Here is a 25,642-nt window from a genome sequence, read left to right as displayed (position 1 = left end):
CCCGCCACGTCACGAACAACCGGCACGGAGGACGTCATGTCTGGCTCTAACCCGCGCAGTCGTACGATCGTATCGTTAGGACTCCTGATGGCTGGTGCGTTGCTATCGGCTTGCTCGATGGTGCCGGGGCAGCGCATGGTGACGCCGCCCACGGTCGCCGAAACCGGCGGGGAATACAGCACGGAACCGAGCCAAAGCGTGCAGGTGCCGATTACCGACATCAACTTGAAGCTGATTCGGTCGATGAACGAGCAGACGCAGCAACATCCGATCTCGGATCAGACCCAGGCCCTGTTCGGCAAGCCCGCCCCGTATCGCGTCGGCCCGGGAGACGTACTGCAAATCACCGTCTGGGATCACCCCGAACTCGCCGCGGCGCTCGGGCAGCCTACGCCGACCGCGCGCACGGACGACGCTGCACCCGGCTTCGTCGTCGACGAGGCGGGCAACGTCCAGTTTCCCTATGCGGGCTCGGTGCACGTCGCGGGCGACAGCGTCGATCAGATTCAGCGCAAGATCGTCGCGCGCATCAGCAAGGTCTATAGGAAGCCCGAGGTGACGGTACGCGTCGCGTCGTTCCGGGCGAAGGAAATCTATATCGACGGCGACGTCGGCAAGCCGGGCTCCGTGCAAATCAACGACATTCCGATGACGCTGACGGAGGCGATCGGCCGCGCGGGCGGCTTCACGGGCGCGGCCGATCAAAGCCGCGTGACGCTCGTGCGCGAGGGCAAGCGCTATCCGATCAGTTTCGTCGAGCTGGTGCGATCCGGCCACAGCCCGTCGGACATCGTGCTGCGGCCCGGCGACATGGTGCACGTGGGCTCGCGCGACGAAAACGGCGTGTACGTGATGGGCGAAGTCAACAAGCCCGCCACCGTCATGCCGATGCGAGACGGGCGCCTCACGCTCGCCGAGGCGCTCTCGCAGGCCGGCAGCCTCAATCCCGGCACGGCGCAGGCGAAGCAGTTGTTCGTCATCCGCGATTCGACGGGCAGCAACCCGCAGATCTATCACCTCGACGCCACGTCGCCGGTCTCGATGGTGCTCGCGAATCAGTTCGAGCTCGAGCCGAAGGACGTCGTCTACGTCGATAACGGCGCGCTCGTGAAGTTCAACCGCGTCTTGAACCTGTTCCTGCCGGCGATCAACGCGGCGATCACGGGCGTCGTCGTGACGAAGTGATTCACGTACCGAGCGCTTACGAGGCGAGCACATCATGGCTATCGATTTCGAACGTCGTTACACCGACTTCGTACCCGGCGAGGAATTGCGTCTCTCGGATTATCTGCATGCGATCGCGACCAACTGGCGGCTCGTGGCGACGATCGCGCTCGTCGTGACGATGCTGGGCTCTGCCTATGCCTTTTTCGCGCGGCCCGTGTACAAGACCGACGCCATCATCCAAGTCGAGGAGAGCCCGAACGCCGGCAACGGGGCCGCGGGTGAATTGCGCCAGCAGATCGAACCGTTATCGCGCATGTTCGAAACGAAGGCGACGACCGCCGCCCAGATCGAATTGCTCAAGTCTCGGCTCGTCACGGAAGGGACGGTGCGCGACCTGCATCTGGATATCGGCGCCGCGCCGCGCACGCTGCCCATCGTCGGCTCCTTCACCACCGCGCTGACCACCGGCAAGTTCGGCTTCACGATGCCGCCGTTCATCGATCTCGGCGGTTTCGCCTGGGGCAACGAGCAGATCGAGGTCTCGCGCATGGATACGCCGAGCGCGCTCTTCGGCAAGACCTTCACGTTGACGGCCGGCCTGGGCGGTACGTTCACGTTGCGCGATCCGGACGGCATTGCGATAGCGAGCGGACGCGTCGGCGAGGACGTGACGGGCGCGACGGCGGCCGGTCCCGTGCGGGTGCGCGTCGATCGCTTGACGGGGCGCCCGGGTACACGGTTCGACCTTGCGCGTTCCTCGACGCTCGATACGGTCGAACGCTTGCAAAAAGCGCTCAGCGTGAAAGAGACGGCACTGCAATCGGGCGTCATCGCATTGACCCTGCAAGGCGCCGATCCCACCTTGACGGCCGATGTCGTGAACGGCATCGCGCGGCATTTCATTCAGCAAGACGTCGACCGGCGTTCGGCCGAGGCGGAGCATACGCTGGCATTTCTCGATCAACAACTGCCGCAGCTTCGCCGGGAACTGGACGCGGCCGAGCAGCGCTACAACACGTTCCGCAACAACCACGGCACCGTCGATCTGAGCGAGGAGAGCCGGCTGTTGCTGCAACAAGTGGTGGACAACAAGACCAAGCTCGCCGACCTGGAGCGCCAGCGCGCCGATCTGTCGCAGCGCTTCATGCCGAGTCATCCGGCCGTGGCCGCGCTCGATGCGCAAATCGCCCAACTGAAAGGCGCGCAAACGGAAATGACCAAGAGCGTCGCCGTGTTGCCCGACACCGAGCAGACGGCGCTGCGCTTGCTGCGCGACGTGCGCGTCGACACCGAGCTCTATACGAACATGCTGAACAGCGCGCAGCAATTGCGCGTGGCCAAGGCGGGGCAGATCGGCAACGTGCGCGTCGTCGACTTCGCGGAAGTGCCCGATAAGCCCGTATGGCCCAAGCGCGGGCTCGTCATTTTGATCGCCTTCGGCGGCGGCCTGTTCCTCGGTATCGTCGCGGCCTTCGTGCGCAAGTCGCTCTACGGCGGCGTGGAGCGCGCCGACGAAATCGAAAGCGCGCTCGGCGTGCCGGTCTTCGCGGTGGTGCCGCGCAGCGGCCTGCAATTGCGGCTTCAGCAAAACGTGGTGATGCGCCGCGAAGGGCTGCACGTGCTGGCCGCGCATTCGCCTCAGGACATCGCCGTGGAAGGCGTGCGCAGTCTGCGCACGTCGCTGCAACTCTCGCTCGACGAGGCGCCGAACAACATCGTCATGCTGACCGGTTCGCGTCCCGATGCCGGGAAGTCGTTTCTCTCCGTCAACCTCGCGGCGCTCGTGGCTTCGGCGGGTAAGCGCGTGCTCGTCATCGACGGCGATATGCGGCGCGGCGAAGTGCATTCGCATTTCGGCGTGCGGCATCAACCCGGATTGTCGGACGTGCTGCGCGGCGGCGATCTGGCGAGCGCGATTCAGCGCGAGCTACTGCCGGGGCTCGACGTGCTGACCAAGGGCTCGCTGCCGACGCATCCGTCGGAACTCCTGATGAGCGACCGCTTCCACGACGTGTTGGAAACGCTCGCGCGCGGGTATGACCTCGTCATCATCGACACGCCGCCCGTGCTGGCCGTCACCGATTCGACGCTGATCGGCAAGTATGCCGGGACGACGTTGCTCGTCGTGCGCTACGGCCGGCATCCGATCGGCGAAATCGGCGAAACCGCGAAGCGGCTCGAGACGGGCGGCGTCAATTTGAAGGGTGTGCTGCTGACCGACGTGCCGCCGGCCATGCCGCTGCTCGGAGGCTCGTACAAGGGCGGCTACTACGGCTACGAAAGCATCGCGGAGTGAGCGGGCAAAAAGGCAAGGGCGCAAACGACGACAAGCGAGGATCCGAGCATGAACCGCAAGGTGGCATTGATCACGGGTGTGACGGGGCAAGACGGCGCGTATCTGGCCGAGCTGCTGCTCGACAAGGGTTACGAGGTGCATGGTTTGAAGCGGCGCACGTCGCTGTTCAATACCGATCGCATCGATCACCTCTATCACGATCCGCACGAGGTGACCGATAGCGATCGGCAGTTGCATCTGCACTACGGCGATCTCACCGATTCGACCAGCCTCGTGCGCGTCATCCAGCAAGTGGAACCCGACGAGATCTACAACTTGGCCGCGCAAAGCCATGTCGCCGTATCGTTCGACGAGCCCGAGTACACGGCGAACGCCGACGGGCTCGGTGCGCTGCGCATCCTGGAGGCGATCCGCATGCTCGGTTGGCATCGACGCACGCGGTTCTATCAAGCCTCCACTTCCGAGTTGTATGGACTCGTGCAAGAGACGCCGCAGCGAGAGAGCACGCCGTTCTATCCGCGCAGCCCCTATGCGGTGGCCAAGCTCTTCGCCTATTGGACAACGGTCAACTACCGCGAGGCGCATGGCATTTATGCCTGCAACGGCATTTTGTTCAACCATGAGTCGCCGGTACGCGGCGAGACGTTCGTGACGCGCAAGATCACCCGTGCATTGGCGCGGATCGCGGTGGGTTTGCAGCGCGAACTCTATCTGGGCAATTTGTCGGCGCGGCGCGACTGGGGCCATGCGCGCGACTACGTCGAGATGCAATGGCTGATGTTGCAGCAAGACGAGCCGGAAGATTACGTCATCGCCACGGGCGAGCAATACAGCGTGCGCGAGTTCGTGCAGCGCGCGGCGGCCGAACTGGGGATCGAGATGCGGTTCGAGGGGGAAGGGCTCGACGAAGTGGGTATCGCCGAACGTATCCACAGTCGCGAGACGCGCATTGCACCTGGAGACGTCATCGTTCGCGTCGATCCGCGCTACTTCCGGCCGACCGAAGTCGAGACGCTGCTCGGCGATTGTTCGAAGGCGCGCGAGCGGCTCGGGTGGCAGCCCCGCACGCCGTTCGCGGCTCTCGTGCGCGAGATGGCGCTCGCCGACTATCAGATCGCACGGCGCGATGCGCTCGTGACGATGGCCGGCTTCAAGGCGCTCGAGCATCACGAGTGAGGACGCGACGATGATTGCGCAGCCACGCATTTTTGTCGCAGGGCATCGCGGCATGGTGGGCTCGGCGCTCATGCGCGAGTTCGAAGCCCATGGCTATCGGCATCTCGTCACACGCGGGCACGAGGCGCTCGACTTGACCGATCAACACGCCGTGCGCGCGTTCTTCGCCGCCGAGCGGATCGACGTCGTGCTGCTGGCCGCGGCGCGCGTCGGCGGCATTCTTGCCAATGCGACGCAACCCGCGCGCTTCATCTACGAGAACCTCGCGATCGAGACCAACGTGATCGATGCGGCCTATCGCGCCGGCGTCGCGCGGCTCGTGTTTTTCGGCTCGTCTTGTATCTATCCGAAGCAATGTCCCCAGCCGATTCGCGAGTCGTATCTACTGAGCGGCGCGTTGGAGCCGACGAACGAGCCTTATGCGATCGCGAAGATCGCGGGCCTGAAACTGTGCGAAGCCTACAACCGGCAATACGGCACGCGCTATGTCGCCTTGATGCCGACGAACCTGTACGGACCGAACGACAACTACGACCTATCCGGCTCCCACGTGCTGCCCGCGCTGATCCGCAAGGCCCACGAGGCCGTCGAATCGAATGCCGCCACGCTGACCGTGTGGGGTACCGGCGAGCCGCGCCGCGAGTTCCTGCATGTGGACGACCTGGCGAGTGCGACGCGCTTCGTGCTCGAGCGCGATCTGGCCGACGGCTTGTACAACGTCGGCGCCGGCACCGATTTGACGATCGGCGAGCTGGCGCGGCGCGTGGCGGACGTCGCGGGGTTCCGGGGCGAGATCGTGTTCGATCGGTCCAAGCCCGACGGCACGCCGCGCAAGCTGCTCGACGTGTCGCGGCTGGCGGGGCTGGGCTGGCGCGCGCGGATCGGCCTCGCCGAAGGCATTCGCGCCACCTATGCGCAATACGCCGCGCGGCAACGCGTGCCCGATGCGGCTTCTAACGGATGAACGAGCATGCCTGCCACAGTGACGATCTTTCACAACGTCGTCTGGTCGCGCCACAAAGGCGCGGTGTTCTCCGCGCTCTATAACCTCTCGGCCTCGGGCACGATTCGCTATGCGATGGTGCAGATCGCCGACACGGAGACCGATCGAATCGGCTTTTCCGAGGTCGATTATTCGTTTCACCGTTACCCGATGCGCAAGCTGTTCGACGGCTGCTACGAGGACGTGCCCGCGTGGAAGATGATCGTGCGGCTCACTTCCGAGGTCGTCAAGAGCAAGTCTGAACTCGTGGTGCTGCCCGGCTACCACCGGCCCGAGTATTGGGCGATGCTGGCCGCGTGCATCGTGACGCGCAAGCGGCGCGCGGTATTTTGCGATTCGACGGCGCTCGATCGGCCGCGCCGTTTGGCGACCTCGATTCCGAAGCGGATCTTTTTCTCGCTATGCGACGGCTATTTCGGTTTCGGCGAGCGCAGCCGCGAGTATTTGATGTCGCTCGGCGCCAAGCGCGAGCGCATTTTCGTGCCGTGCCAGGCGGCCGCGTTGCCGCGCTCGTTCTCCGCAGAGCGGGCGCTGGGCGAGCGTTTGATCGCGCGACGAGAGGGCAAGCCGGTGTTGCTCTACGTGGGCCGCCTTTCGGAAGAGAAGGCGATCGATACGTTGCTCGATGCGTTGGTGCGCGTGCGTACGGTGTTGCCCGAAACGACGCTGCGTATCGTCGGCACGGGCGGGCTGCACGATGCCTTGACGAACCGAGTGTCGTCGCTGGGCCTATGCGATGCCGTGCATTTCGTCGGCAGTTTGCAGGACGAGCCGCTGTCGCACGAGTATTTCGGCGCGACGTGCCTTGTGCTGCCGAGCCATAGCGAGCCGTGGGGGCTCGTGGTCAACGAGGCGTTGAGCCATGGTTGTCCGGCCGTGGTCAGCGATCGCTGCGGTTGCGTTCCGGAGTTGATCGTCGAAGGACAGACGGGACTATCGTTTCCGGCGGGCGACGTGGATGCGCTCACTGCCGCGCTCGTCGCGGCAACACATCGTTTCGCCGATGCCGAACAAACGGCGCGCGCTTGCATGGCACGTATCGCTCGGTTCGATCCGCGCTCGGCGGCGGCTAACATCGAGCGCGGCTGCCGGACGATGCTGCGTGCGCCGAGCGATGGCCATAGCGCATCGCGGGCGAGCGGTGTCGGGCGATGAAGCTGCTCATCTACGGCCTCAATTACGCCCCGGAGTTGACGGGCGCGGGCAAATACACGGCGGAGATGGCGGAGGCGCTGGCCGCGCGCGGCCATGAGGTGCGTGCGGTCTGCGCGCCCCCGTATTACCCCGCATGGCGTGTCGCCGACGGATGGTCGGCGTGGCGCTATGCAACGGAGACGCGCGGCGGCGTGAGCGTGCGGCGCGCGCCGTTATGGGTGCCCGCGCATCCGCACGGCGCAACGCGCATCGTGCATTTGGCTTCGTTTGCGTTGACGTCGATCGTGCCGGTGTTGGCGCAGTGGCGCTGGCGGCCGGACGTCGTGCTGGCGATCGCGCCGACGCTCGTGTGCGCCCCCGCCGCGTTGGCGCTTGCGCGCGCGACGGGGGCGCGGGCGTGGCTGCATCTGCAGGATTTCGAAGTCGATGCGGCCTTCGGGCTCGGGTTGCTACGGCACGCCTACGCGGCTCGCCTCGCCCATGCATACGAGCGCGCGGTGCTGTGCCGGTTCGATGTGGTGTCGTCGATTTCGGAAAGGATGGTCGAGCGGTTGGTCTCGCTCGGTGTGGCGCCGGCCCGTACCTTGTGTCTGCCCAATTGGGTCGACGTGGAGCGCATTCGTCCGCTCGGGCGAGCGAGCCTATACCGGAAGGAATGGGCGATCGGTTCACGTGAGAAGGTGGTGCTCTACGCGGGCAACATGGGGGCGAAGCAGGGACTGGGTTTCTTGCTCGCCGCGGCCTCGCGGCTGCTCGGGCGCGCGGACATCCGTTTCGTTTTGTGCGGCGACGGGTTGCTGCGCGACGAGTTGGCTAGGCAATGCGGCGGCCTGCCCAACTGCATGATGATCGGGCTACAGCCGGCGCAGCGGTTCAACGAGTTGCTAGGTGTGGCCGATGTGCATGTGCTGCCCCAGCTTGCCGATGCGGCCGATTTGGTCATGCCGTCGAAGCTGACGGGCATGATGGCGAGCGGGCGGGCCATCGTCGCGACGGCGCGCGAGGGGACTCAGCTTGCAGCCGTGTTGTCGGGGCGGGGCGTCGTCGTCGCGCCGGAGGATGCGGCGGCGCTGGCCGGTGCGATCGAAACGTTGGCCGACGATCCCCGGCTGCGGGCAAGGCTCGGCGCGGCCGCGAGACGATATGCGGTGCGTGAGCTTTCGGCCGGTGCGGTGATGGAGCGGCTCGAGCAGCGGGTGCTCGCGCAAGGCTCACGTGGGCGGTTGGGGCCGGCAAGCGAGGTGGCGGAGACTGCCGGTAGGGCTCACGAGGTCTCGGAGCCGCGATCGGGTGAACTCACCTAACGGTTGGCCGTGGGGGCGCGATAAGGAAAGGGAAAGGTCGCCACCCATCACCAAGGCATCCTATACACCTGTCCCACTGCCTTCCCGACGTCGCCCGGACCGTGATAGATCGATAGCGCCGATTGCGCAGGCGATTGCGTCCCGGGATCGGCGCGGTTCACTTTAGCTTCGCGCCCGGCGGGCTCGTCGTCCGCACCCGGCCGTGCGAGGCGCGGTACATGCCGCGGCTGTGCCGCTCGAGCCGGTTGCTCGGCCGCTTGGCCATAGCGAGCAGCGCGTTGCTCGCGGGTCAAGGCGCGCTCGCCGGTTCCCGCGTCCGCTTCCGTGCCGTACAGGTCGCCGGCTGGCGCGGGACCTCCCAGGAGGTTTTCCGGTTCGCCGCCCGGCGCCTCCACTCGATTCGCCTTCCCTTGCATCGGCGCATACCGCAGAGCCCGATCGCCAGCCGCCCCGTACCCGCGTTCGCTCTCTTGCGCGAGCGCAAGCGCCGCGCCGTTCAAGCAGTACAAGGCGACGAAACACGCAACCCATCGTCGGCGGACACCGGTATCCACGATCGCCTCCACGGCCCCGTTGGGACGAAGACATCGTCACCCCCGTACCCGCGCGCGCCCCGCCAAAACACAGTCGGGCGCCGCCATGCTTGGCCGCCGCCATGCGGCGGACCGGGGGCACGGCACGATAATCGTCGATGTGCCAGACACAATGCTTCGCGGTACGAAACCCATATGGACCGTCCCACGCACGACATCCCCGTCATCGACCTGAACCGGGCAGGTCGCGGCAACTACGTCGCCCGGCGCGGGCGACTCGTCGAAGCGCTTTGGTTCGTTCTCGAAGCGTGCATCGTCAACAACAAGCTGAACCCCAGCTCCGCATTGCGCGTTGCGTTATTGCGGATGTTCGGAGCAAAGATCGGCAAGGGTTGCCGCTTCGTCCATCCACTACGTGTGAAGGCCCCTTGGAATCTCGAAGTGGGCGATTGCTGTTGGTTCGGCGTGGACGTATGGCTTTATAACCAAGCGCCGATCCGCATCGGCTCCCACGTTTGCCTATCGCAAGGCACGTTTCTGACCACCGGCTCGCACGACGCCGCCGAGACGATGGATCTGCGCGTCGCGCCGATCGTCATCGACGACGGTGCCTGGATCACGTCGAAATGCGTGATCCAAAAGGGCGTGCATATTGGCCGCTCCGCGCTCGTGACACCGCTTTCGGTCGTCCACCGATCGCTCCCGCCGGGCGGTGTCTACGGCGGCAATCCGTGCCGCTTCCTGCGTCATCGCTTTCCCGCCGGGCGGTAATTGCCGCGACCTTTCGAGCCGCACGCGGCGCACGAACGCAGGTTCGATACACGTGTCTCGCGTCGTGGCGGTAGGCGCAGACATCTTGTCGGGAAGCGCGGGCGCTCCGGCCTGAAGATAAGAAAAAAGGGGGAAGCCATGTTCATCGACACGCGTGGCATCGACGAAGGCCGAGAGATCGAAACGACGGTGTGTATCGTCGGCGCGGGTGTCGCCGGCATCACGCTCGCACTTGAACTCGACCGGTGCGGGATCGATACGTGTCTGCTCGAAAGCGGCGGGTATCGGCCCGACGACGATACGCGCGACCTCTATCGAGGCGAGAACGCCGGCTTGCCGTATGCGTTCGCGGACGGTAGCCGCAGCCGTTACTTGGGCGGCAGCAGCAATTGCTGGGGCGGCTGGTGCAGACCGCTCGACCCGTGGGACTTCGACAAGCGCGACTGGGTGCCGGGCAGCGGCTGGCCGTTCGGACTCGACGAGCTTGCGCCGTATTACGCGCGCACGCACGCGTTACTGAAGCTCGGTCCGAACACGTTCGACCCACCGTTCTGGGAGCAGGCGATCGGGCGCGCCGACGTGAAGCGCATCCCGCTCGTCACGGGCAACGTGCGCGACACGATCGCGCAATTCAGCCCGCCGGCACGTTTCGGTAAGCTCTATCGCGGCGATCTCGAACGCTCGCCGCATATCCGCGTGTTCCTGCATGCGAACGTGGTGCATATCGATACGGACACCGACGCCCGCCATGTCGAACGCGTGCAAGTGGCGACGCTCACGGGACGGCGCATGACCGTCACCGCGAAGCGCTTCGTGTTGGCCGCGGGCGGTATCGAGAACGCAAGGCTGCTGCTCGCCTCCAACCGCGTGCAAGCGGCGGGCCTCGGTAATGCGTACGACAACGTCGGCCGGTACTTCATGGATCATCCGCGCATCATGTCGGCGAGCGTGCGCTTTGCTCCGGCATGGTCGCGCAACAAGCTCTACGACATCAAGTACCACTATCAAAACGCGGCCGTCGCCGCGTACGGTACGCCCATTTCGTCGCAATTCGCATTGGCGCCGGCCGTGTTGCGAAGGGAAAAGCTCCTCAACGCGCGGGTCTGGTTTTTTTCGGTGTTCTACGGAGAGGGCAGCGAAGGCGCGCAAGCGTTGATACGCTGCAAGCAAGCGTTGCTGCGGAAGGAGCAACCAGGTTGGCGCCTTGGCGACGATCTCGCGACGATGCTTAGGCATCCTATCGATACGGCGGGATTCGGATTGACGCGGCTCTTGCAGCCGCGCGCATTGATCCGCGACGTGAAACTGCAAGCGATCGTCGAAGCGCAACCTAACCGCGAGAGCCGCGTCACGCTCGGCAACCAATGCGACCGGCTCGGCATGCCGCGCGTGAAAGTGGCCTGGCGGCTCACCGAACTTGCGCAGCGCACGTTCGATCGTACGTTCGAGTTGCTGGCCGAGGAGTTGCGCGCGAGCGCGGTGGCGCAAGTGCGGCTCGATGCGCCGCTCGAGGGGCGCGCCTGGCCGGAGTCGCTCGAAGGCACCTGGCATCATATGGGCACGACGCGTATGCACGACTCGGCGCGAGAGGGCGTCGTCGATCGGCATTGCAAGGTGTTCGGCATCGACAATCTCTTCGTCGCCGGAAGTTCTGTGTTTCCGACGGTCGGCGCGAATTTTCCGACGATCACGATCGCCGCGCTCGCGCTGCGCCTCGCCGGTCATCTCGTGAAATCGCTCCATACGGCCGATGCCGTGGCCGCACCGTCGCCGTGCGGTGTCGAGCCGGGTGAGGAGAGCGTCGCGGCGGCGCGCGTCGCGGTGCCGTTCGCTTCGGCGTTGATGCGCATCGTCAGGCATTGACCCGCCGCGCTGCCCGGTGGGCTTAGTCGCAAGGCGAGGCGAGATGTGGCGAGCTTGCGCCGCCTGCATAGGCATCGGCCCGGCGGTCTGGTTCGAGTACGCCGAGCAACGCGCGTACGTGCGCCTCGATCGCGAAGCGAGTCGAGAACGCGAGCCGCGCTCGAGCGCGCATGCGCTCGGCGTCGCATCGATCGAGCGAAAGCCAGCGGCGCAGGTTCGCGAGCGTGCCGTCGATTGTGTCCGGTGCTACAAACCCCGCGCCATCGGCCTCGACCTCGCGCCAAATGTTGATCTTGTCGGAAATCAGCACGGGCGTGCCGCTCGCCAGCGCCTCGGTCACGGCAATGCCGAAGTTCTCTTGATGCGAAGGCAGGATGAATGCATCGCTCGCCGCGAAGGCGCCCCACTTCAAATCGTGCTGCAGTAGACCGGTCCAGGTGACGCGCGCCGCGATGCCCAGCTCGCGCGCAAGCGCTTGAAGGTGAGCGACGATCCTGGCGTCACCCGTCCCGGCCATGAGGAGGTGAAGCCGAGGCTCCATCGGCGCGACGCGCGCGAAGGCTTCGAGCAGGAGGTCGCAGCCCTTTTTCGGATGGATTCGCCCGAGAAAAAGGATCGAGCGTTGCGTAGCGAGCGCGGGGTACCGATGCAAGAAGAGCGCGCGCAGGCGCGCGGTATCGGCAGGCGGTGCCGGCGTTGCGCAAGGCACGATTCGCTCGCGTGCGCGATAGAGCCAAAACGATTGCCGGGCGAGCAGGCGTTCCTCCTCGGTCGTGAAGAGCACGGCGCGCGCGTCGCGTAGCACGCGATATTCTCCCCATGGCCAATAGAGCCACTTCTTTAGGTGCTTGAGCGGGAACGCATGCTTGAACCACGGATCGAGCATGCCGTGCGCGAATACGTAGTAGGGAACGTCGAGGCTGCGCAATGCTTGTCTTGCCGCCAAGCCGTGGTACTGCCACAGGCCATGGACGATGACGGCATCGAACCGTGGCGCGTGCCGGCGCAGCCAGACGGGCGCGTGCGGCGCAAAACCGTAGATTCCTCGTCCCGGGCCGAGCGGTTGGACGCGCACGGGCGCGTCGGATAGCCACGTCGCGTCCGGCGCGTCCAGCGTCGCAATTTCGACCGCATGCCCGAGGGCGGAAAAGGCGAGGGCGCTTTGCCGCGCGGCTTGAACCGTCCCGCCCGCGGCTGGGTCGAGCGTGGGCAATAGATGAAGCAGTCTCATGGCGCGAGGGCGCGGATGTGGCGCGCGTTCGATCGATGCGATTCGATCTCCGCCGTCGATCGTGTTTCATGGCGCGCGCGCCGCGTGAGTTGCGCGTGCATCGCGACCATGAGCCCGAGCCCGACGCCGAATACGAGCCCCGCGAATCGAGGGCCGAGCGGATTGCCGCCGATCGAAGCAGCCGGGAGCGCCGCGGTCAGCAAGATCGCTCGGCCGAGCACCGGCAGTTGCGGCGCATCGGGCACATGGGCACGCCAGCGCCGATACGTGATCGCGCAGCGGGCTAGCGCATAGAGCAGCGCAAGCGGAAAGGCGAGTCCGAGCAATATCCCGCCCGCGAAGAATTGATAGACCCAGAAGTTGTGTCCGGCGGCCCAGTCACGCTCCGCGTAGAAATCCTTCTTACTCATTTGTCCGGCAAGGTCGGGCAAATACGCCGGCGAGTATCCATAGTCATGGCCATAGCCCTCACCGAACAGCAGGGAAACGGGCGAGGACACGACTTGATCGTATTGATCGCGCATCTCGGCCAGGCGCGTGATCGTCGTCGGATCCTCGCCCGTTTTCGTGCCGGCTTTGGCGAAATCGATCCGTTGGACCCAGTGCTGGGCCGCGTCCGGAAACGTGGCGGCCGCGATGAGTCCCATGCCGGCGAGCACGCCGGCGGCGACGAGCGCGCGCAGGCCCGCATGCGCGCGACGGGGCGTCCCCGCCGCGCTCATCCAACTCGCGAGCGCGAGCAGCAATGCCGTGCCGATGAGCAACGAGCGGGTGACGCTCAAGAGTTCGATGACGACGGTCGCCATGAACAGGCTCAGCGTCAGCGCCGTGTAGCGTTTGGCGACGACGAACTCGTGCAGCAACACGGCTTGCAAGGCGAGGAAGGTAACCGACACGATCCGATAGCGCACTTCGGCGAGCGAGCCCGCCACGACGAGTCCGTACAGGCAGGTGAATGCGAGACTGACGACGTTGGCCCAGAACAGCGCCTTCTCGAACTGTTCCAAGCGCGCCTCTTGCCAGGGCCTGCACGCCGCCGTGAACCCGAGCTGAAACAGCACGAACGGCAGGAGCACGCGCACGTATTGGCCGAGGCTGTTCTCTTGCAGCCATTGCGTCAGCACGCTGGCCGGCACGGCCAAGACGAGCGAAACGCTCACGCAGGTACGTAGGGCCGACCGGTCCCGAACGCGCGGACCGATGAGCAGGAGTGCCGCGCCCGCGAGCAAGACCGGCACGATGAGCGCGATCTGGGCCGCGTGGCTGTCGTTCGTCGTGGCCGCCTTGTAGTCCATGGCGAGCGGAAGCACGAACAACCAGATCCAAGGACGCGCGAACGGGTTCGTCGCCATGCGGCGCATGCCCGGTGCGAATCGGTATCGCGCCTCTCTCATCTCGGAGCTGTTCCTATTCGTTGGATGGCCTGAGCCCGAACCACGCGCCGACTATACCGCCGGTGTCCCGGCCGAGAACGAGCGTTGGCGGCGCCCGCCTAGCGTTAGGCGGAAGCGCATGGACGGTTGCGCACGCAGGCCGTCGGCAAACGCATGCTTCGAGCGACGATCCGGAACTTGTCGGCAGATGCCGTGAGATTGGCGGATGTCCGCGCAACGCGCAGCCGAACATCGAGAGGCCGAATCGAACCCGGCCGTGGTGCCGGTGAAGGACGTCACGATGATCACGAATCTGTTCGGGGGCACGAAGGCGATCGTGCGCGATCGGGCGATCGAGCTCGACTTCTTGCGCGGCATCGCCATCATCGCCGTGATGGGGTATCACTTCCGATCGGTCGATCCCGGCCTGGCAGCCGTTTCGATCGCGCAGTATCCGCTGACGCACTTCGGCCGAGAGGGCGTGAATTTGTTTTTCACGTTGAGCGGATTTCTCGTCGGCGGACTGCTGCTGCGGCAATACGCCGAGCGCGGCGCGATCGACGCTCGCCGTTTCATCGTGCGGCGGATCTTCAAGATTTGGCCCGCCTATTACACGCTGATCGCGTTTCACGCCGCGGCCCGGCGGCACCCGCTCGACAGCTTTCTCGTGCAGAACCTCACACACTTGCAGAACTACCTCGGCACCTCGATTTCACAGACATGGAGTCTGGCCGTGGAAGAGCATTTCTATCTGTTGCTGCCCGCGGCGTTGCTCGTGTTCGCACGGTGGCGGCTCGGCGCGCGCGCCATGCTCGCCATACTCGGTGCCGTTTGTTTGTTCGTGCTCGTCATCCGTTCGGTCGCGGTCAGCGACGGCCGGCTCGAGGCGGCGTTCGCCTTTACGCAATACCGCATCGACAGTTTGCTCGCGGGCGTGATGCTGGCCGTGGTGTATTGGATGACGCCCGACCTATACCGGCGCTTCGCGCGGCGCACGTCGTTGCTGGTCGCGATCGTGCTCGTGTTGGTCGCATGGCTCGGGTTCGGCACGGCGAACACAGCGCTCGACGAAAGCGTGGGCTATACGATCCAAGCCGCCGGCTACGTTGCGTTGATCGTGCTCATGCTCGAACACGCGGCGGCGATTCGCCGAACGCGGTGGTTCAGGGCGGTGGCATGGATCGGCGTTTATTCGTACGGAATCTACCTGTGGCATTCGGTCGCGCTCGCGCCGGGTGAACTGTTTATCGCCAAGGCGACGGCCGCAGGGGCGCCGCGTTTGCTCGTCTGGTTCGGCGCGCTCGCGTTTCAGGCTGCGATTGCGATCGGCGTGGGATACGTCACGACGAGAGCGATCGAGTTCCCGTTTCTCAAGCTACGCAATGCGCTGTTCCCGGCGACACAAACGGGGCGGCGTGGCGGGCGCGGCGACGGCGCATTGATGCCGCGTGCGTCGCGAGCCGTGGCGATCGGAGCGAGCGCCGCGCCCGCGCTCGACGACGTCCCGCCTCCAGTCGGCCGATAGCCGCGTAAAGCCTAAAGGAGGGCACTTGGGGATGCAGTTTGCGGTGCTTGCGGTAAAAGGCAGCTTACTGGAGGCAGTTGACGCAGCCTCTCGCCGCATGACGCAACGTGCGCTTGAACGCGGCGAGCGTGTTGCGCTCCAAGAGTGCGGCATGCGCGTCGGCGGCCAGCGGGCGGTCCGCGCAATGGGGCCCCGCCAACGCCCGGTCTACCGCGTGAGCGATGGATTGCGCGGAAAGGTCCTCGAGCACGGGGCCGAGCGTCTCGCCGGCGCAGAACCATCCGATCAATCCTTCGGACGTCGCGATCACGCACTTGCCGAACCGATACGCTTGCACGAGTACGCCGCTCATCCCGTAGTGCCCGGTGTAGCCGAGCCAGACTACGTCGCATGCGCGAAACAGATCGAGTTCCATATCGTTGTCGATGAAGCGATCGATGATGCGCGGCTGGGGTGTCAAACGCGTGCCGTGTAAGTGCAAGAACGCTCGAGTCGCTTCATCCTGCTGCCCGGCGACCACGAGCGTCGGCGGCCGCGTCATCCGCGCGAGTGCGGCGACGAGTTCGCGGATTCCCTTGCGCTCGGTGATCGATCCGTAGACGAGTAGATGCGGGCCGGGCCCGAGCCCTAAGCGCGAGCGCGCCGCTAGCGAATCGCCGGCGGCCGCATCGGGAAACGGATCGGCCAAATAGAGGATCGACGCGGACGATTCCTTCAGTGCCCCTGGTCGGACGCTCCATTCGGGCAACGTGGGGTCGATCGAGAGCAGCGTCCGCAACCCGGGCGCGCGAAGGGCGCGTCGAAACAGATTCGCCTTGATTGCATTCACGAGCGGACGATCGGGCGTCTTCACGCCGACGTGCCGATGATGGAACGTCGTACGCATGGTGATGCCGATCCACGGGGTGTCGCGAAAGGGCGAGCCGAGCAACGGCAACGCGTGGATAAAGTAGTCGACGTAGGGGACGACCGCGAAGCCGATGGGTGTGCAAGCCGAGACGCTCGCATAGGCATGCGCGAAGTAACGGTGGTAGCGCACATACGGGATGCGTTCGGCTTGCAATGCGAATGCGCTTGCCGGCTCGGGATCGTCGATCAATGCGAGGCTTACGCCCGGCATCTGCGCGTTTGCGATCTCGCGCGCGAGCGGATGACCGGCATTGGCCCTGTGCGTGGCGATCACGCAGGGGTGGCCGGCTTCGGCGAACGCTTGCGCGGCCCACTGAGCGTAACGCCACCGATGGCCGGTGAAATCCGGCTCGACGATGAGCACGACCGGACGCTGTGATCGAACGGCGGCGCCGGGCAGCGATCGGGCCCCACGCGTGCTCGTGCTCGTGCGCTCGGCAAATGCTTCCTGTGCAAGCGCGCCCGCATGCCGCTGCGAATCGGAATCGGCTGACGTATTCATAGCGAGTGTTCTCTTGCCGTATCGCCGCGCGTCGTGCGATGTCGTGCGATGGCTCGTTAGCACGGTAGCACCGCGTTGCTTGCGCGAGCCGCCAAATTCTCGTCGATCGGCACATGCGCGCCGCGCTTGGGCGCCGATGGCGGATAGCGGCTACGAGATGGCGGTTTTCGGCGGCGGTAGCGCGTTACGTTGTCGTTCGTGCCGCGCGATCCGAAGCGGCGAGCGACGCGGAGCGTATCGATCGTGGACACCTTGCGCGGCACCCGAACGAGATCGGCGGAGTCGATACGCCTCGTCGCGCGATCGATGCGCGCCGGCTTGTCGCCGAGCGCGGCCACCTGGGTGCTCGCGCAACAGTTCGCGGTGCGCGGCCTCGTCGCGATCAAGTTTCTCGCGATCGGGCGCATTCTCGGGCCTGCCGCTATCGGCAGCGTCGGCGTTGCACTGCTTGCCGTCGCGATAGCCGAATCGATGTCCGACACCGGATTGCCGCAAGCGGTCGTGCAGGGCGAAGACGCGCCCACTCGCGACGAGCTCGGCGCCGTGCTGACGACGCTCGTCGCGCGCGGCCTATGCGTCGCGCTCTTGCTCTTGATCGCGGCGCCTTTCATGACGGCTCAGTTTCATTTGGGGCGTTCGCTTTTAGTCCAGATGGCGGCGGCGTTGCCGCTCGTGCGCGGCATGGCCTCGCCGAGCTACTACGTCGCGCAGCGCGAGCGGCGGTTCGCGAACGTCGCCGCGATCGAGATCGGCACCGCGCTGCTCGACTGTTGCGCGAGCCTCGTCTTTGCGTTGTCCGGGGCGGGCGCCTATTCGGTACTGGCCGGCCTGCTGCTCGGCGAAAGCCTGAAGAGTGCGCTGACTTGGCTCGCATTCGCGCCGCGTCCGCCGCTCGCGCCGCGCTGGTCCGGCATCGGGCATTACGTCGGATTTTCGAGATGGATCTGGGCGAGCAGCGTCGTGAACCTGGTCCTCAATCAGTTCGACAAGATCGTCGTCGGAAAGATGCTCGGGCCCGCGCAACTCGGGGCGTACCAGATGTCCTCGCGCCTTGCGCAATTGCTGCTGGCCGATGCCGCGATCGCCCTCGCGCAGTATCTGTTTCCGACCTTCGCCGCGCGCCATCGCGCCGATGCGAACGAGGCCGCGCGCCTCGTCAAGCGATGGCTCGTGCTCGGTGCTTGCGCGGTCGTACTCTTGGCGATCGTCTTGCGCGCACTGGCGAGCCCTTTGTTCACCTGGGTGCTCGGCCCGCAATGGCAGCCGGCCGTGCCGCTGTTTCGGATTTTCGTCGTCAACATGGGGCTCGGTGCGCTCATTGCCGTGCTGGTGGCGTACTTGCGCGCGCGTGGCGATGCGCGCGCGAGCGCACAAGCCTCGGCGATGCAGGTGGTCGTGCTGATCGCCGTGGTGCCGTGGGCCGTGCATCGGTGGGGCGCGATAGGCATCGCTTGGGGGATGACCGCAGGGCTCGCGACGGCGGGTCTTTGGATGCTCTATCGAACGCTCTTTTCCCGCTAGTTGGAAATTTCAACCGTACCGGCGCATTCGCGCCGCGCCCGCGTCGATCTCGCACTACGACCATTCGTATTTTTTATCGACAGATAAGCGATTCGCATGCGGAGAGAATGACGGATCGGTATATGTCGATATTTGGATATCGACCTTTCAGATAGTCATCGTCGAATTATTTTCCCTTTTTTTGTTGATTTTGTGTCGGCGAAATAGCGCGACTGATGGCCCCTTGCCAAATTTATGCGGACGTGGATGGAGATTCGTTAGAAGCGTTTAATAAAGACGAAAAATTAAATGCCGGTATTGTGTTCAATGCGGAGCGTCGAAGCTCCATGGGTGGCTATTGCCTGAATATACGGATTAAAAAGAAAAAGCGTAGTGACCCGTCGATTAAGGCGGATTCGAGAGCGCGTCGAGTCGTGCCGGCGATATTGCGGTCGAGTTGAAAAGACCCGGCATGAAATCGATGCGGTTAATGATTCGGAACACGCGTATCAGGCGGTGGTGTGTCCGAGGTGGTTTTCACGGAGGCGATCATAACCATGAAGAAACTTGGGTTGTCGAGTAGCGGTCCGGCGTCGAACGGCGCCATCCCCGGAGCATGGGCCCCAATCGCGGCCGCGGCGTTCGCGGCCCTCATGCTGGCCGGCTGCGGCGGTGGCGATTCCTCGCCCACGGGCGGGGCCACCGCGGCCAATTCGTCGGCTTCGCCCGCGGCCGGCGCGGCGTCGAGCCCCAGCGCGGCCACGCCGCCGGCCGATCAAGCACTGACGGACACGGACGTCTACGGCACGGGTCCGAACGACTCCGTGGCCGATTCGAAGGAAGGCGTGGCCATCTCCCATCACACGGTCACGATCGGCGGCAAGACGATCAGCTATACGGCGCGCGCGGGCCATTTGACGACCATCGATGCCTCGACGTCTCAGCCCAATGCGAAGATGTTCTACGTCGCATACACCGCCGACAACCCGGACCCCACGAAGCCTCGGCCCGTGACGTTCTTCTACAACGGCGGCCCGGGCTCGTCCTCGGTTTATCTGTTGCTCGGTTCGTTCGGACCGAAGCGGATTCAGTCGTCGTTTCCGAACTTCACGCCCCCGGCGCCGTACAAGCTGCTCGACAACCCGGACAGCTTGCTCGATCGCTCCGATCTCGTCTTTATCAATCCGGTCGGCACGGGCTATTCGGCGGCGATCGCGCCGTTCAAGAACAAGGATTTCTGGGGCGTCGATCAAGATGCGCATTCGATCGATCGCTTCGTTCAGCGCTACTTGACGCTCTATAACCGCTGGAACTCGCCGAAGTTCTTGTTCGGCGAGTCGTACGGGACGGCCCGCAGCGCCGTGGTGTCGTGGGTGCTGCACGAGGACGGCATCGAGCTGAACGGGATCACGCTGCAATCGTCGATTCTCGACTACTCGAACGCGGTGAGCGCGGTCGGGCTGTTCCCGACGTTGGCCGCCGACGCCTACTACTACAAGAAGGACAGCATTACGCCGCCGCCGGCCGATCTGACCACGTACATGGACCAGGTCATGAAGTACGCGACGAATACGTTGATGCCGCTCGAGCAAGCACCGAATCCGGCCGACAGCGGGTTCGTCAACACGCGGCTGAACATGACGATGCCGGTGGCCCAGCAGATGCAGCAATACCTGGGCGTCGATCCGATCACGCTGATTCAGGAGTACGGCAATCCGGCCGGCTTCGGCAACTTCTTCGGCACGCTCGTGCCGGGTATCGCCATCGGTCAATACGACGGTCGAGCTACCTCGATCAACACCGGCATCGGCCCGTTCATTCTGCCCAATGCGGGCGGCAACGATCCGTCGATCACGAACGTCGCGGGCGTCTATACGGTCGAGTGGAACGACTACCTGCGTAACGGCCTGAAGTACACGTCCACCTCGTCGTTCGTCGATTTGAACGATCAGGTATTCAGCGGTTGGGACTTCAGCCACGTGGACCCGACGGGCGCGGCCAAGGGCGGCGGCAATACGCTTTACACGGCGGGCGATCTAGCCGCGACGATGACGCTGAACCCCGATCTGAAGGTGTTCTCCGCCAACGGCTATTTCGATGCGGTCACGCCGTTCTTCCAGACGGCACTCACGCTCGCGAGCATGCCCATCGACCCGTCGCTGCAGTCGAACATCTTGACGCGCCGCTATCCGTCGGGTCACATGATCTATCTCGACAACGGATCGCGCACGGCGATGAAGGGCGATCTGGCCAAGTTCTACGACTCGGTCATGGCCAACCGTCCGGCGATCATGCGCGTGCTGAACCGTCAACACCCGCCGGCTAACGCGAAGTAAGCGGGCCGCGCGCGGGGCAGGCCGGCCGTCTCGGTCGCGCCCCGCGCAGTCGCGGATTTGCGGATTTGCTCATTTGTATTACACCCAAACGAGCCGTGCGCCGACCAGCACGAGCACGGCGGCCAGTAGGTTGCGCAGCAGCGCCTCGGGCGCGCGCGAGGAGAAGTGGCTGCCGAGCGCAATGCCCGGGAGCGATCCGATCAATAGGGACAGCAGCATGGCCACGTCGACCGAGCCGAGCAGCCAGTGACCCATTCCGGCGACGAGCGTCAGCGGGACGGCATGGGCGATATCGGAACCCACGATCCGCGTGACCGCTAGGGCCGGGTAAAGCAGTAGCAAGACGGTGACGCCGATCGCACCGGCACCCACCGAAGTGAGCGACACGAGCGCGCCGAGCACCGCGCCGGTGACCACGGTCAGCAGCACCGTCCGCGCAGGGCTCGCTTCGCGCGGCCTGCGCGTTGCCAGCGCGGCGAGCTTAGGCCGGAACACGAGCGAGATCGACGTGATCAACAGCGCGGCGCCCAAGATGTGTTGGATCATCGACATCGTCGCCTGCGAATGCAGGCCGAAGTGTTCCAGCAGCCACAGCGTGGCGGCGGCGGCCGGGACGCTGCCGCACGCGAGCCGGCCCGTCACGCGCCAATCGATCGAGCCTTTCAATCCGTGCACGAGCGTGCCCGTCGCTTTGGTCACGGCGGCGTAGAGCAGGTCGGTTCCGACCGCGGTGGCCGGATGCACGCCGAAAATCAACACCAGCAACGGGGTCATCAACGAGCCGCCCCCGACACCCGTCAGTCCGACCAGAAACCCGACACCCAGGCCGGACGCGGAGTACATGAGGTTGATGTGGGGCATGAGCGTGGAGCGATCGGAAGCGGGCCGCGGCCGCGGAGGACAAGTGCCTGATTGTATGCGGGGGGCGTAGCGTTCGTTAGAATCATCGGCGATATCGTTAGAACAATTGGAGATAACCGCGCGCTCGGCGCTCGGACGTAGACAGATCGGGCTGCCGCCGGCGTCCGACGGCGACTAGAAGATGGCCGACGCGAGGCCGCATCGGCGCGCTACCGTTCGCTTGTTACCTTCATCTGTGCCGCTCCCGTCGCGCGGACCGCCCTCATGCGCATTGTTCAATTGGTGCTCGCGCCGCGGCTCTCGGGCGCGGAAGTGCTCGTCAAGGGGCTTGCGATCGCGCATCGGCGCGGCGGCCATACGGTCGGTATCGCGTCGTTGCTGCCGCCTGAGAGCGATTTCGCCGACGCCGCGCGCGAGCTCGCGGCCCACCGCGTGATATGCCGGTTTCCGGCGCGGCGCTACGAGCACCTTGCCCGGCTCGCGTTTTTGTACCGAACGGTCCGGCAACTCGCCCCCGATATCGTCTTCGCTCATACGACGATTCCCGCGCTCTACGCGCGCGCATTGCCGCTACCCGTACCGATCGTCTTCGTCATGCATTCGGGCATGAACGATTTCACCGAGAACCGCTGGCTGCGCTGCGCGGAGCGCATGCTCTCGCGCCGGGCGCGCGCTGTGATCGGGGTGTCGCAGCGCAACGTCGATCAATACGCGGCGACGATCGGTTTGCATGGCGAGTCGTTCGTCGTGCCGAACGGTGTCGATGTCGAACGGTTCCGGCACACGGCGGGGGAGCGAGGCGAGGGCAGCGAGGGCCATATGGGCTGCACGGCCGGCACGCGGCACATCGTGCAAATCGGGCGTTACATGCCCGAGAAGGGGCAACTCGAGACGGTGCGTGCGTTCGGCGAAGCGCTCGCGCGGCAGCCGGGCGCGCGGTTGCGGCTGCATTTATGCGGCGTGCGCGAGGATCGCGGCTATCACGCGCGCGTCGTCGCCCTGGTCGATGAGCTTCATATCGGCGCGAACGTCGATATCGACGGTCCGCGCACGGACGTTCCCGATCTGCTTGCGCGCGCCGCCGTCTTCGCGATGCCGTCGCATTTCGAGGCGCACAGCATCGGCTTTCTCGAAGGCCTCGCGTCGGGCGTGCCGATCGTCGCGAACGCGATCGAGGCGTTCGCGTTCGCGCGTGATTACCGGGGGGTACGTCTGGTCGATACGTCCGACCCAGCGCAATTCGGCCGCGCCTTGATCGATGCGCTCGACGAGCCGCGTTCGGTGCGTCCGCTCGATGGGCTCACGCTGGAGGATACGGCTGCGCGATACCTCGATATCGCGCAGCGTGTATTGGCTTGAGCGCTAGGGCTGCACCTTACAGCGTGCGTGCCTGCGAATGCCCGGCGGCGCGAGGTTGCGTGACGGCACTGACCACGACGAGCACCACGACGTTCAGCGCCAGCGCGACGAGCCCGATGTTCACGTCCTTGAGCTTATCGGGCAGGAACGGGAACCATTGCCCGATGCTCGCATGGGTGAGGGTCGTATAGGCGACGACGGCGACACCGGCCACGATGCCGGCGAACGCGCCTTGCTTGGTCACCCAATTGCGCGCGGCCAAACTCGTGACGACGGCGGGGAACAACTGCGTGACGAAGCTGTAGCCCATCAACAGCAGCGCCACGATCGTCTCGCCTCCGCGCAGCGTGAAGAATATGGCGACGAGCGCGATCACGGGCACGAGCAGGCGCGCGAATTTCGTCACGGTCGCATCCGACGCTTGCCGGTCCACCGCGCCGCGATAGACGTCGTTCGCGAGCAGCGTGGCGGCCGCGTTCAGAATCATCGAGCCCGGTACGAGGGCGGTCAACACGCCCGCCGCGCCGATCACGCCGATGAACCAAGGATCGAACGCTTGCAGCGAGAGATGAAAGAGCGACAAGTCGATGTTGCTTCCCTTGAGCCCGGGCACCTTCAACGTGGCCGCAAAGCCGACGAAGAACACGAACAGCAAGATCAACTGATACAGCGGCAACACGGCGGCGTTGCGCCGGAAGATGCGTTCGTCGCGCGCCGTATAGATCGAACCGAACGTATGCGGCCACATGAAAAAGCCGAGCGCGGTGAGCAGGACGGTCGACTGGAACCACACGACGCTCGATCCCTTTTCGGGGAAGATCAAGAAGCCGGGCTTGGCCGTATCGATGGCATGGAACATCGACGAGAACCCGCCGTAGAAATGGATCGGCAAGTAGATGCCGAGAAAGACGACGATCGCGAGAATCATCATATCCTTCATCACCGAATTCCACGCCGAGCCGCGCACGCCCGATACCGTCACGTACAGCGTCACGACGATGGCGCCGATCCAAATCGCGGCCGTGGGCGAGATCGCGCCGTACGACGCCGTCGTCACGATGATGCCGAGTCCCTTGAATTGCAGTACGAGGTAAGGCACGAGCGCGACCACGTCGACGATGGCGACCAGCACCCCGAGCGAGGGGCTCGCGTATTTGCTCGCGAGAAAGTGCGGTTGCGAGACGAGGCGATGCGCTTTCGCGTAGCGCCAGATCGGCGGCAGCAGCCAATACGAGAGGATGTAGGCGAGCGTCGCATACGAGAGGATGTAGTAGGCCGCCGCGCCCTTGCCGTAGGCGAACCCGCTGCCGCCAAGGAACGTGAACGTCGTGTAGATCTCCCCGGCCATCAGCAGGAAGACGAACGCGGTGCCGAAGCTGCGTCCGCCGACCGACCATTGTTCGAGGTTCATGTCGTGACCGCGGCGGGCGCGTACGCCGAGCCCGAGCGCGACGAGCGTGACGGCGGCGATGATGAGAAGGGCGCTGCTCATGACCGGGCCTCCTCGCCGCCTTGCGCGCCGGCGCGATTGGTGGGATCCAACTTGTAGACCACGGCCATGATGACGGCGCTCATGACGACCCAAAACACGATCCAAGCCAGTACGAGCGGCATGCCCATGACGAGCGGCTCCACGCGATTGACGAACGGGACGCCGAGCAAAATGCCGATGAACGGCAGCACGGCGAGAAACCGAAGAACCATGAAAGACACTCCTTCCGAGGAAACGCCGGGCCGCCCGTGCGAGCCGCGCCCTGTGGCTCGTGGCCGGTCAGGGACGTTCGGCGTGCGGGGCGGTACAGGGACGACGGTCTAGCCATCCGACTCTATGCCGTTTCCGAGCGCGCCGTAAACAATTTCAAAAAAATGTGCAATGAATGGAAGGAATGTCGCGGTAGCCTACGAAGCCTCGCACGAGCCACGCACGAGCGAATTCGGCGCGGGCGGCGACGGGTTTTTGCGGCGGTGCCCGTTTAAGGAAGGAAGCGGCATCGAACTGCCGGGAAACGAAGCATGGACGAGAGCGATGAAGACGAGCGTGCGGACGGTCGAGAGCGAGGAAGCGGCGATTTTGCGGCGGCGCGGCATCGCGCCGGCGAGACCGTGCGGCGCGATTGAGGTAGGGCGGCGTTGAGCGAGCGCAAGACCGATCCCGATGCCGAGTTGATCGCCCGCGTGGGGCGCGACGACCCTTTTGCGGTGCGTCAATTGGTGGCGCGCAAGTTGCCGCGCGTGCTCGCGCTGGCCGCGCGCATGCTGGGCGATCGCATGGAAGCGCAGGACGTGGCGCAAGAGACGTTCGTCCGCGTGTGGAAGCAGGCGCCGCATTGGCGCGAGGGCGAGGCGCGTTTCGACACCTGGCTGCACCGCGTGGCGATGAATCTTTGCTACGACCGGTTGCGGTCGCGGCGCGAGAGCGTGGACGACCCAGCCGAGCCGACGCTCACCGACGAGACGCTGTACTCGCCCAGCGAGCCGGAGGCGGCGCTCGAGGCGCGTCAGCACGGGGCCCGGGTGCGTGCGGCGCTGGCGGGGTTGCCGCCGCGTCAGCGCGAAGCACTCGTGCTGACCTACTACCAGGAACTCTCGAACGCCGAGGCGGCCGGCCTCATGGGCCTGAGCGTGGATGCGCTCGAAAGCCTGCTCGTGCGCGCCCGGCGCGGCGTGCGCGCGCAGTTGGCGCAAGGGGACGCGGCGGCCAAGGGGCGGTCCGTGAGCGAGCCGGAGCCCGCGACCGCTTCCGCTCGGCGCAAACGATGAACACTTGCAAGGATCGAT

Annotated in this window: 20 protein-coding genes; 13 read left to right on the top strand and 7 right to left on the bottom strand. The window is 65.1% G+C overall.

Annotated elements, in window-relative coordinates; all coding sequences use genetic code 11:
• Positions 1 to 36: 36 nt before the first annotated feature.
• The 6 genes from C0Z18_RS23360 to C0Z18_RS23335 are packed head-to-tail and all read left to right on the top strand — an operon-like array spanning position 37 to position 8,101.
• A complete protein-coding gene (locus C0Z18_RS23360; protein WP_199189529.1) occupies positions 37 to 1,185 on the top strand; it encodes a polysaccharide biosynthesis/export family protein in 1,149 nt (382 codons plus the stop codon).
• Between the two features lie 34 nt (positions 1,186 to 1,219).
• Positions 1,220 to 3,463, top strand: coding sequence for a polysaccharide biosynthesis tyrosine autokinase (locus tag C0Z18_RS23355; RefSeq protein WP_102647824.1), 2,244 nt, complete (start codon positions 1,220 to 1,222; stop codon positions 3,461 to 3,463).
• Between the two features lie 48 nt (positions 3,464 to 3,511).
• Complete coding sequence (gmd, locus tag C0Z18_RS23350) at positions 3,512 to 4,639, top strand: GDP-mannose 4,6-dehydratase (RefSeq protein ID WP_102647823.1); 1,128 nt, start codon at positions 3,512 to 3,514, stop codon at positions 4,637 to 4,639.
• A 10-nt stretch (positions 4,640 to 4,649) separates the two neighbouring features.
• Complete coding sequence (locus C0Z18_RS23345; RefSeq protein WP_102647822.1) at positions 4,650 to 5,603, top strand: GDP-L-fucose synthase family protein; 954 nt, start codon at positions 4,650 to 4,652, stop codon at positions 5,601 to 5,603.
• A gap of 6 nt (positions 5,604 to 5,609) precedes the next feature.
• Positions 5,610 to 6,797 (top strand): glycosyltransferase family 4 protein, encoded by a 1,188-nt coding sequence (locus C0Z18_RS23340; protein ID WP_102647821.1) that lies wholly within the window; start codon positions 5,610 to 5,612, stop codon positions 6,795 to 6,797.
• Positions 6,794 to 8,101: a WcaI family glycosyltransferase gene (locus tag C0Z18_RS23335; protein ID WP_102647820.1), complete on the top strand. Its 1,308-nt coding sequence runs from the start codon at positions 6,794 to 6,796 to the stop codon at positions 8,099 to 8,101. Before C0Z18_RS23340 ends, C0Z18_RS23335 begins: the two co-directional genes overlap by 4 nt.
• A gap of 47 nt (positions 8,102 to 8,148) precedes the next feature.
• Here C0Z18_RS23335 and C0Z18_RS23330 read toward each other — a convergent pair whose 3' ends face one another.
• The gene (locus C0Z18_RS23330) at positions 8,149 to 8,655 is read right to left on the bottom strand and encodes a hypothetical protein (protein ID WP_146014083.1); all 507 of its coding nucleotides are present in this window, start codon (positions 8,653 to 8,655) and stop codon (positions 8,149 to 8,151) included.
• A 174-nt stretch (positions 8,656 to 8,829) separates the two neighbouring features.
• Between C0Z18_RS23330 and C0Z18_RS23325 the strand changes: the two genes are divergently transcribed.
• Both C0Z18_RS23325 and C0Z18_RS23320 read left to right on the top strand, forming a co-directional pair.
• Positions 8,830 to 9,405 (top strand): LbetaH domain-containing protein, encoded by a 576-nt coding sequence (locus C0Z18_RS23325; protein WP_233217448.1) that lies wholly within the window; start codon positions 8,830 to 8,832, stop codon positions 9,403 to 9,405.
• 138 nt (positions 9,406 to 9,543) lie between these two features.
• The gene (locus C0Z18_RS23320; protein ID WP_102647818.1) at positions 9,544 to 11,268 is read left to right on the top strand and encodes an FAD-dependent oxidoreductase; all 1,725 of its coding nucleotides are present in this window, start codon (positions 9,544 to 9,546) and stop codon (positions 11,266 to 11,268) included.
• Between the two features lie 22 nt (positions 11,269 to 11,290).
• Here the strand turns inward: C0Z18_RS23320 and C0Z18_RS23315 are convergent, their stop codons facing one another.
• Both C0Z18_RS23315 and C0Z18_RS23310 read right to left on the bottom strand, forming a co-directional pair.
• Entirely contained in the window at positions 11,291 to 12,499 is a 1,209-nt protein-coding gene (locus tag C0Z18_RS23315) for a glycosyltransferase (protein ID WP_102647817.1), read from the bottom strand.
• On the bottom strand, positions 12,496 to 13,893 hold the full coding sequence (locus tag C0Z18_RS23310) for a hypothetical protein (protein ID WP_146014082.1): 1,398 nt from the start codon (positions 13,891 to 13,893) through the stop codon (positions 12,496 to 12,498). Before C0Z18_RS23310 ends, C0Z18_RS23315 begins: the two co-directional genes overlap by 4 nt.
• Before the next feature lie 280 nt (positions 13,894 to 14,173).
• Between C0Z18_RS23310 and C0Z18_RS23305 the strand changes: the two genes are divergently transcribed.
• The gene (locus C0Z18_RS23305) at positions 14,174 to 15,397 is read left to right on the top strand and encodes an acyltransferase family protein (RefSeq protein ID WP_102647882.1); all 1,224 of its coding nucleotides are present in this window, start codon (positions 14,174 to 14,176) and stop codon (positions 15,395 to 15,397) included.
• 64 nt (positions 15,398 to 15,461) lie between these two features.
• On the opposite strand, the gene C0Z18_RS23300 is transcribed toward C0Z18_RS23305, so the two are convergent.
• Entirely contained in the window at positions 15,462 to 16,808 is a 1,347-nt protein-coding gene (locus tag C0Z18_RS23300; RefSeq protein ID WP_146014081.1) for a glycosyltransferase, read from the bottom strand.
• Between the two features lie 306 nt (positions 16,809 to 17,114).
• On the opposite strand from C0Z18_RS23300, the gene C0Z18_RS23290 reads away from it, so the two are divergent.
• Both C0Z18_RS23290 and C0Z18_RS23285 read left to right on the top strand, forming a co-directional pair.
• A complete protein-coding gene (locus C0Z18_RS23290) occupies positions 17,115 to 18,329 on the top strand; it encodes an oligosaccharide flippase family protein (protein WP_102647814.1) in 1,215 nt (404 codons plus the stop codon).
• Between the two features lie 536 nt (positions 18,330 to 18,865).
• Complete coding sequence (locus C0Z18_RS23285; RefSeq protein WP_102647813.1) at positions 18,866 to 20,644, top strand: S10 family peptidase; 1,779 nt, start codon at positions 18,866 to 18,868, stop codon at positions 20,642 to 20,644.
• A gap of 78 nt (positions 20,645 to 20,722) precedes the next feature.
• Here C0Z18_RS23285 and C0Z18_RS23280 read toward each other — a convergent pair whose 3' ends face one another.
• Complete coding sequence (locus C0Z18_RS23280) at positions 20,723 to 21,505, bottom strand: sulfite exporter TauE/SafE family protein (protein ID WP_102647812.1); 783 nt, start codon at positions 21,503 to 21,505, stop codon at positions 20,723 to 20,725.
• Positions 21,506 to 21,769: 264 nt separating this feature from the next.
• Here C0Z18_RS23280 and C0Z18_RS23275 point away from each other — a divergent pair, with 264 nt between their 5' ends.
• Positions 21,770 to 22,864, top strand: a complete 1,095-nt coding sequence (locus C0Z18_RS23275) for a glycosyltransferase family 4 protein (protein ID WP_102647811.1) — start codon at positions 21,770 to 21,772, stop codon at positions 22,862 to 22,864.
• Positions 22,865 to 22,880: 16 nt separating this feature from the next.
• Here C0Z18_RS23275 and C0Z18_RS23270 read toward each other — a convergent pair whose 3' ends face one another.
• Positions 22,881 to 24,356 (bottom strand): sodium:solute symporter family protein, encoded by a 1,476-nt coding sequence (locus C0Z18_RS23270; RefSeq protein WP_102647810.1) that lies wholly within the window; start codon positions 24,354 to 24,356, stop codon positions 22,881 to 22,883.
• On the bottom strand, positions 24,353 to 24,568 hold the full coding sequence (locus C0Z18_RS23265; protein ID WP_102647809.1) for a DUF3311 domain-containing protein: 216 nt from the start codon (positions 24,566 to 24,568) through the stop codon (positions 24,353 to 24,355). The genes C0Z18_RS23270 and C0Z18_RS23265 overlap by 4 nt, the downstream gene beginning before the upstream one ends.
• Positions 24,569 to 24,994: 426 nt before the next feature.
• Here C0Z18_RS23265 and C0Z18_RS23255 point away from each other — a divergent pair, with 426 nt between their 5' ends.
• Complete coding sequence (locus C0Z18_RS23255; RefSeq protein WP_102647807.1) at positions 24,995 to 25,624, top strand: RNA polymerase sigma factor; 630 nt, start codon at positions 24,995 to 24,997, stop codon at positions 25,622 to 25,624.
• Positions 25,625 to 25,642: the final 18 nt, after the last annotated feature.

Origin of the sequence: Trinickia dabaoshanensis (genome assembly GCF_002879885.1) — a bacterium.
Classification (GTDB): domain Bacteria; phylum Pseudomonadota; class Gammaproteobacteria; order Burkholderiales; family Burkholderiaceae; genus Trinickia; species Trinickia dabaoshanensis.
This window is presented reverse-complemented; position numbering and strand designations above follow the sequence as displayed.

Coding starts and splice junctions, on each gene's coding strand:
- C0Z18_RS23360 (WP_199189529.1), top strand. CDS start 37: ATGTCTGGCTCTAACCCGCGCAGTCGTACGATCGTATCGTTAGGACTC.
- C0Z18_RS23355 (WP_102647824.1), top strand. CDS start 1,220: ATGGCTATCGATTTCGAACGTCGTTACACCGACTTCGTACCCGGCGAG.
- gmd (WP_102647823.1), top strand. CDS start 3,512: ATGAACCGCAAGGTGGCATTGATCACGGGTGTGACGGGGCAAGACGGC.
- C0Z18_RS23345 (WP_102647822.1), top strand. CDS start 4,650: ATGATTGCGCAGCCACGCATTTTTGTCGCAGGGCATCGCGGCATGGTG.
- C0Z18_RS23340 (WP_102647821.1), top strand. CDS start 5,610: ATGCCTGCCACAGTGACGATCTTTCACAACGTCGTCTGGTCGCGCCAC.
- C0Z18_RS23335 (WP_102647820.1), top strand. CDS start 6,794: ATGAAGCTGCTCATCTACGGCCTCAATTACGCCCCGGAGTTGACGGGC.
- C0Z18_RS23325 (WP_233217448.1), top strand. CDS start 8,830: ATGGACCGTCCCACGCACGACATCCCCGTCATCGACCTGAACCGGGCA.
- C0Z18_RS23320 (WP_102647818.1), top strand. CDS start 9,544: ATGTTCATCGACACGCGTGGCATCGACGAAGGCCGAGAGATCGAAACG.
- C0Z18_RS23315 (WP_102647817.1), bottom strand. CDS start 12,499: ATGAGACTGCTTCATCTATTGCCCACGCTCGACCCAGCCGCGGGCGGG.
- C0Z18_RS23310 (WP_146014082.1), bottom strand. CDS start 13,893: ATGAGAGAGGCGCGATACCGATTCGCACCGGGCATGCGCCGCATGGCG.
- C0Z18_RS23305 (WP_102647882.1), top strand. CDS start 14,174: ATGATCACGAATCTGTTCGGGGGCACGAAGGCGATCGTGCGCGATCGG.
- C0Z18_RS23300 (WP_146014081.1), bottom strand. CDS start 16,808: ATGAATACGTCAGCCGATTCCGATTCGCAGCGGCATGCGGGCGCGCTT.
- C0Z18_RS23290 (WP_102647814.1), top strand. CDS start 17,115: ATGCGCGCCGGCTTGTCGCCGAGCGCGGCCACCTGGGTGCTCGCGCAA.
- C0Z18_RS23285 (WP_102647813.1), top strand. CDS start 18,866: ATGAAGAAACTTGGGTTGTCGAGTAGCGGTCCGGCGTCGAACGGCGCC.
- C0Z18_RS23280 (WP_102647812.1), bottom strand. CDS start 21,505: ATGCCCCACATCAACCTCATGTACTCCGCGTCCGGCCTGGGTGTCGGG.
- C0Z18_RS23275 (WP_102647811.1), top strand. CDS start 21,770: ATGCGCATTGTTCAATTGGTGCTCGCGCCGCGGCTCTCGGGCGCGGAA.
- C0Z18_RS23270 (WP_102647810.1), bottom strand. CDS start 24,356: ATGAGCAGCGCCCTTCTCATCATCGCCGCCGTCACGCTCGTCGCGCTC.
- C0Z18_RS23265 (WP_102647809.1), bottom strand. CDS start 24,568: ATGGTTCTTCGGTTTCTCGCCGTGCTGCCGTTCATCGGCATTTTGCTC.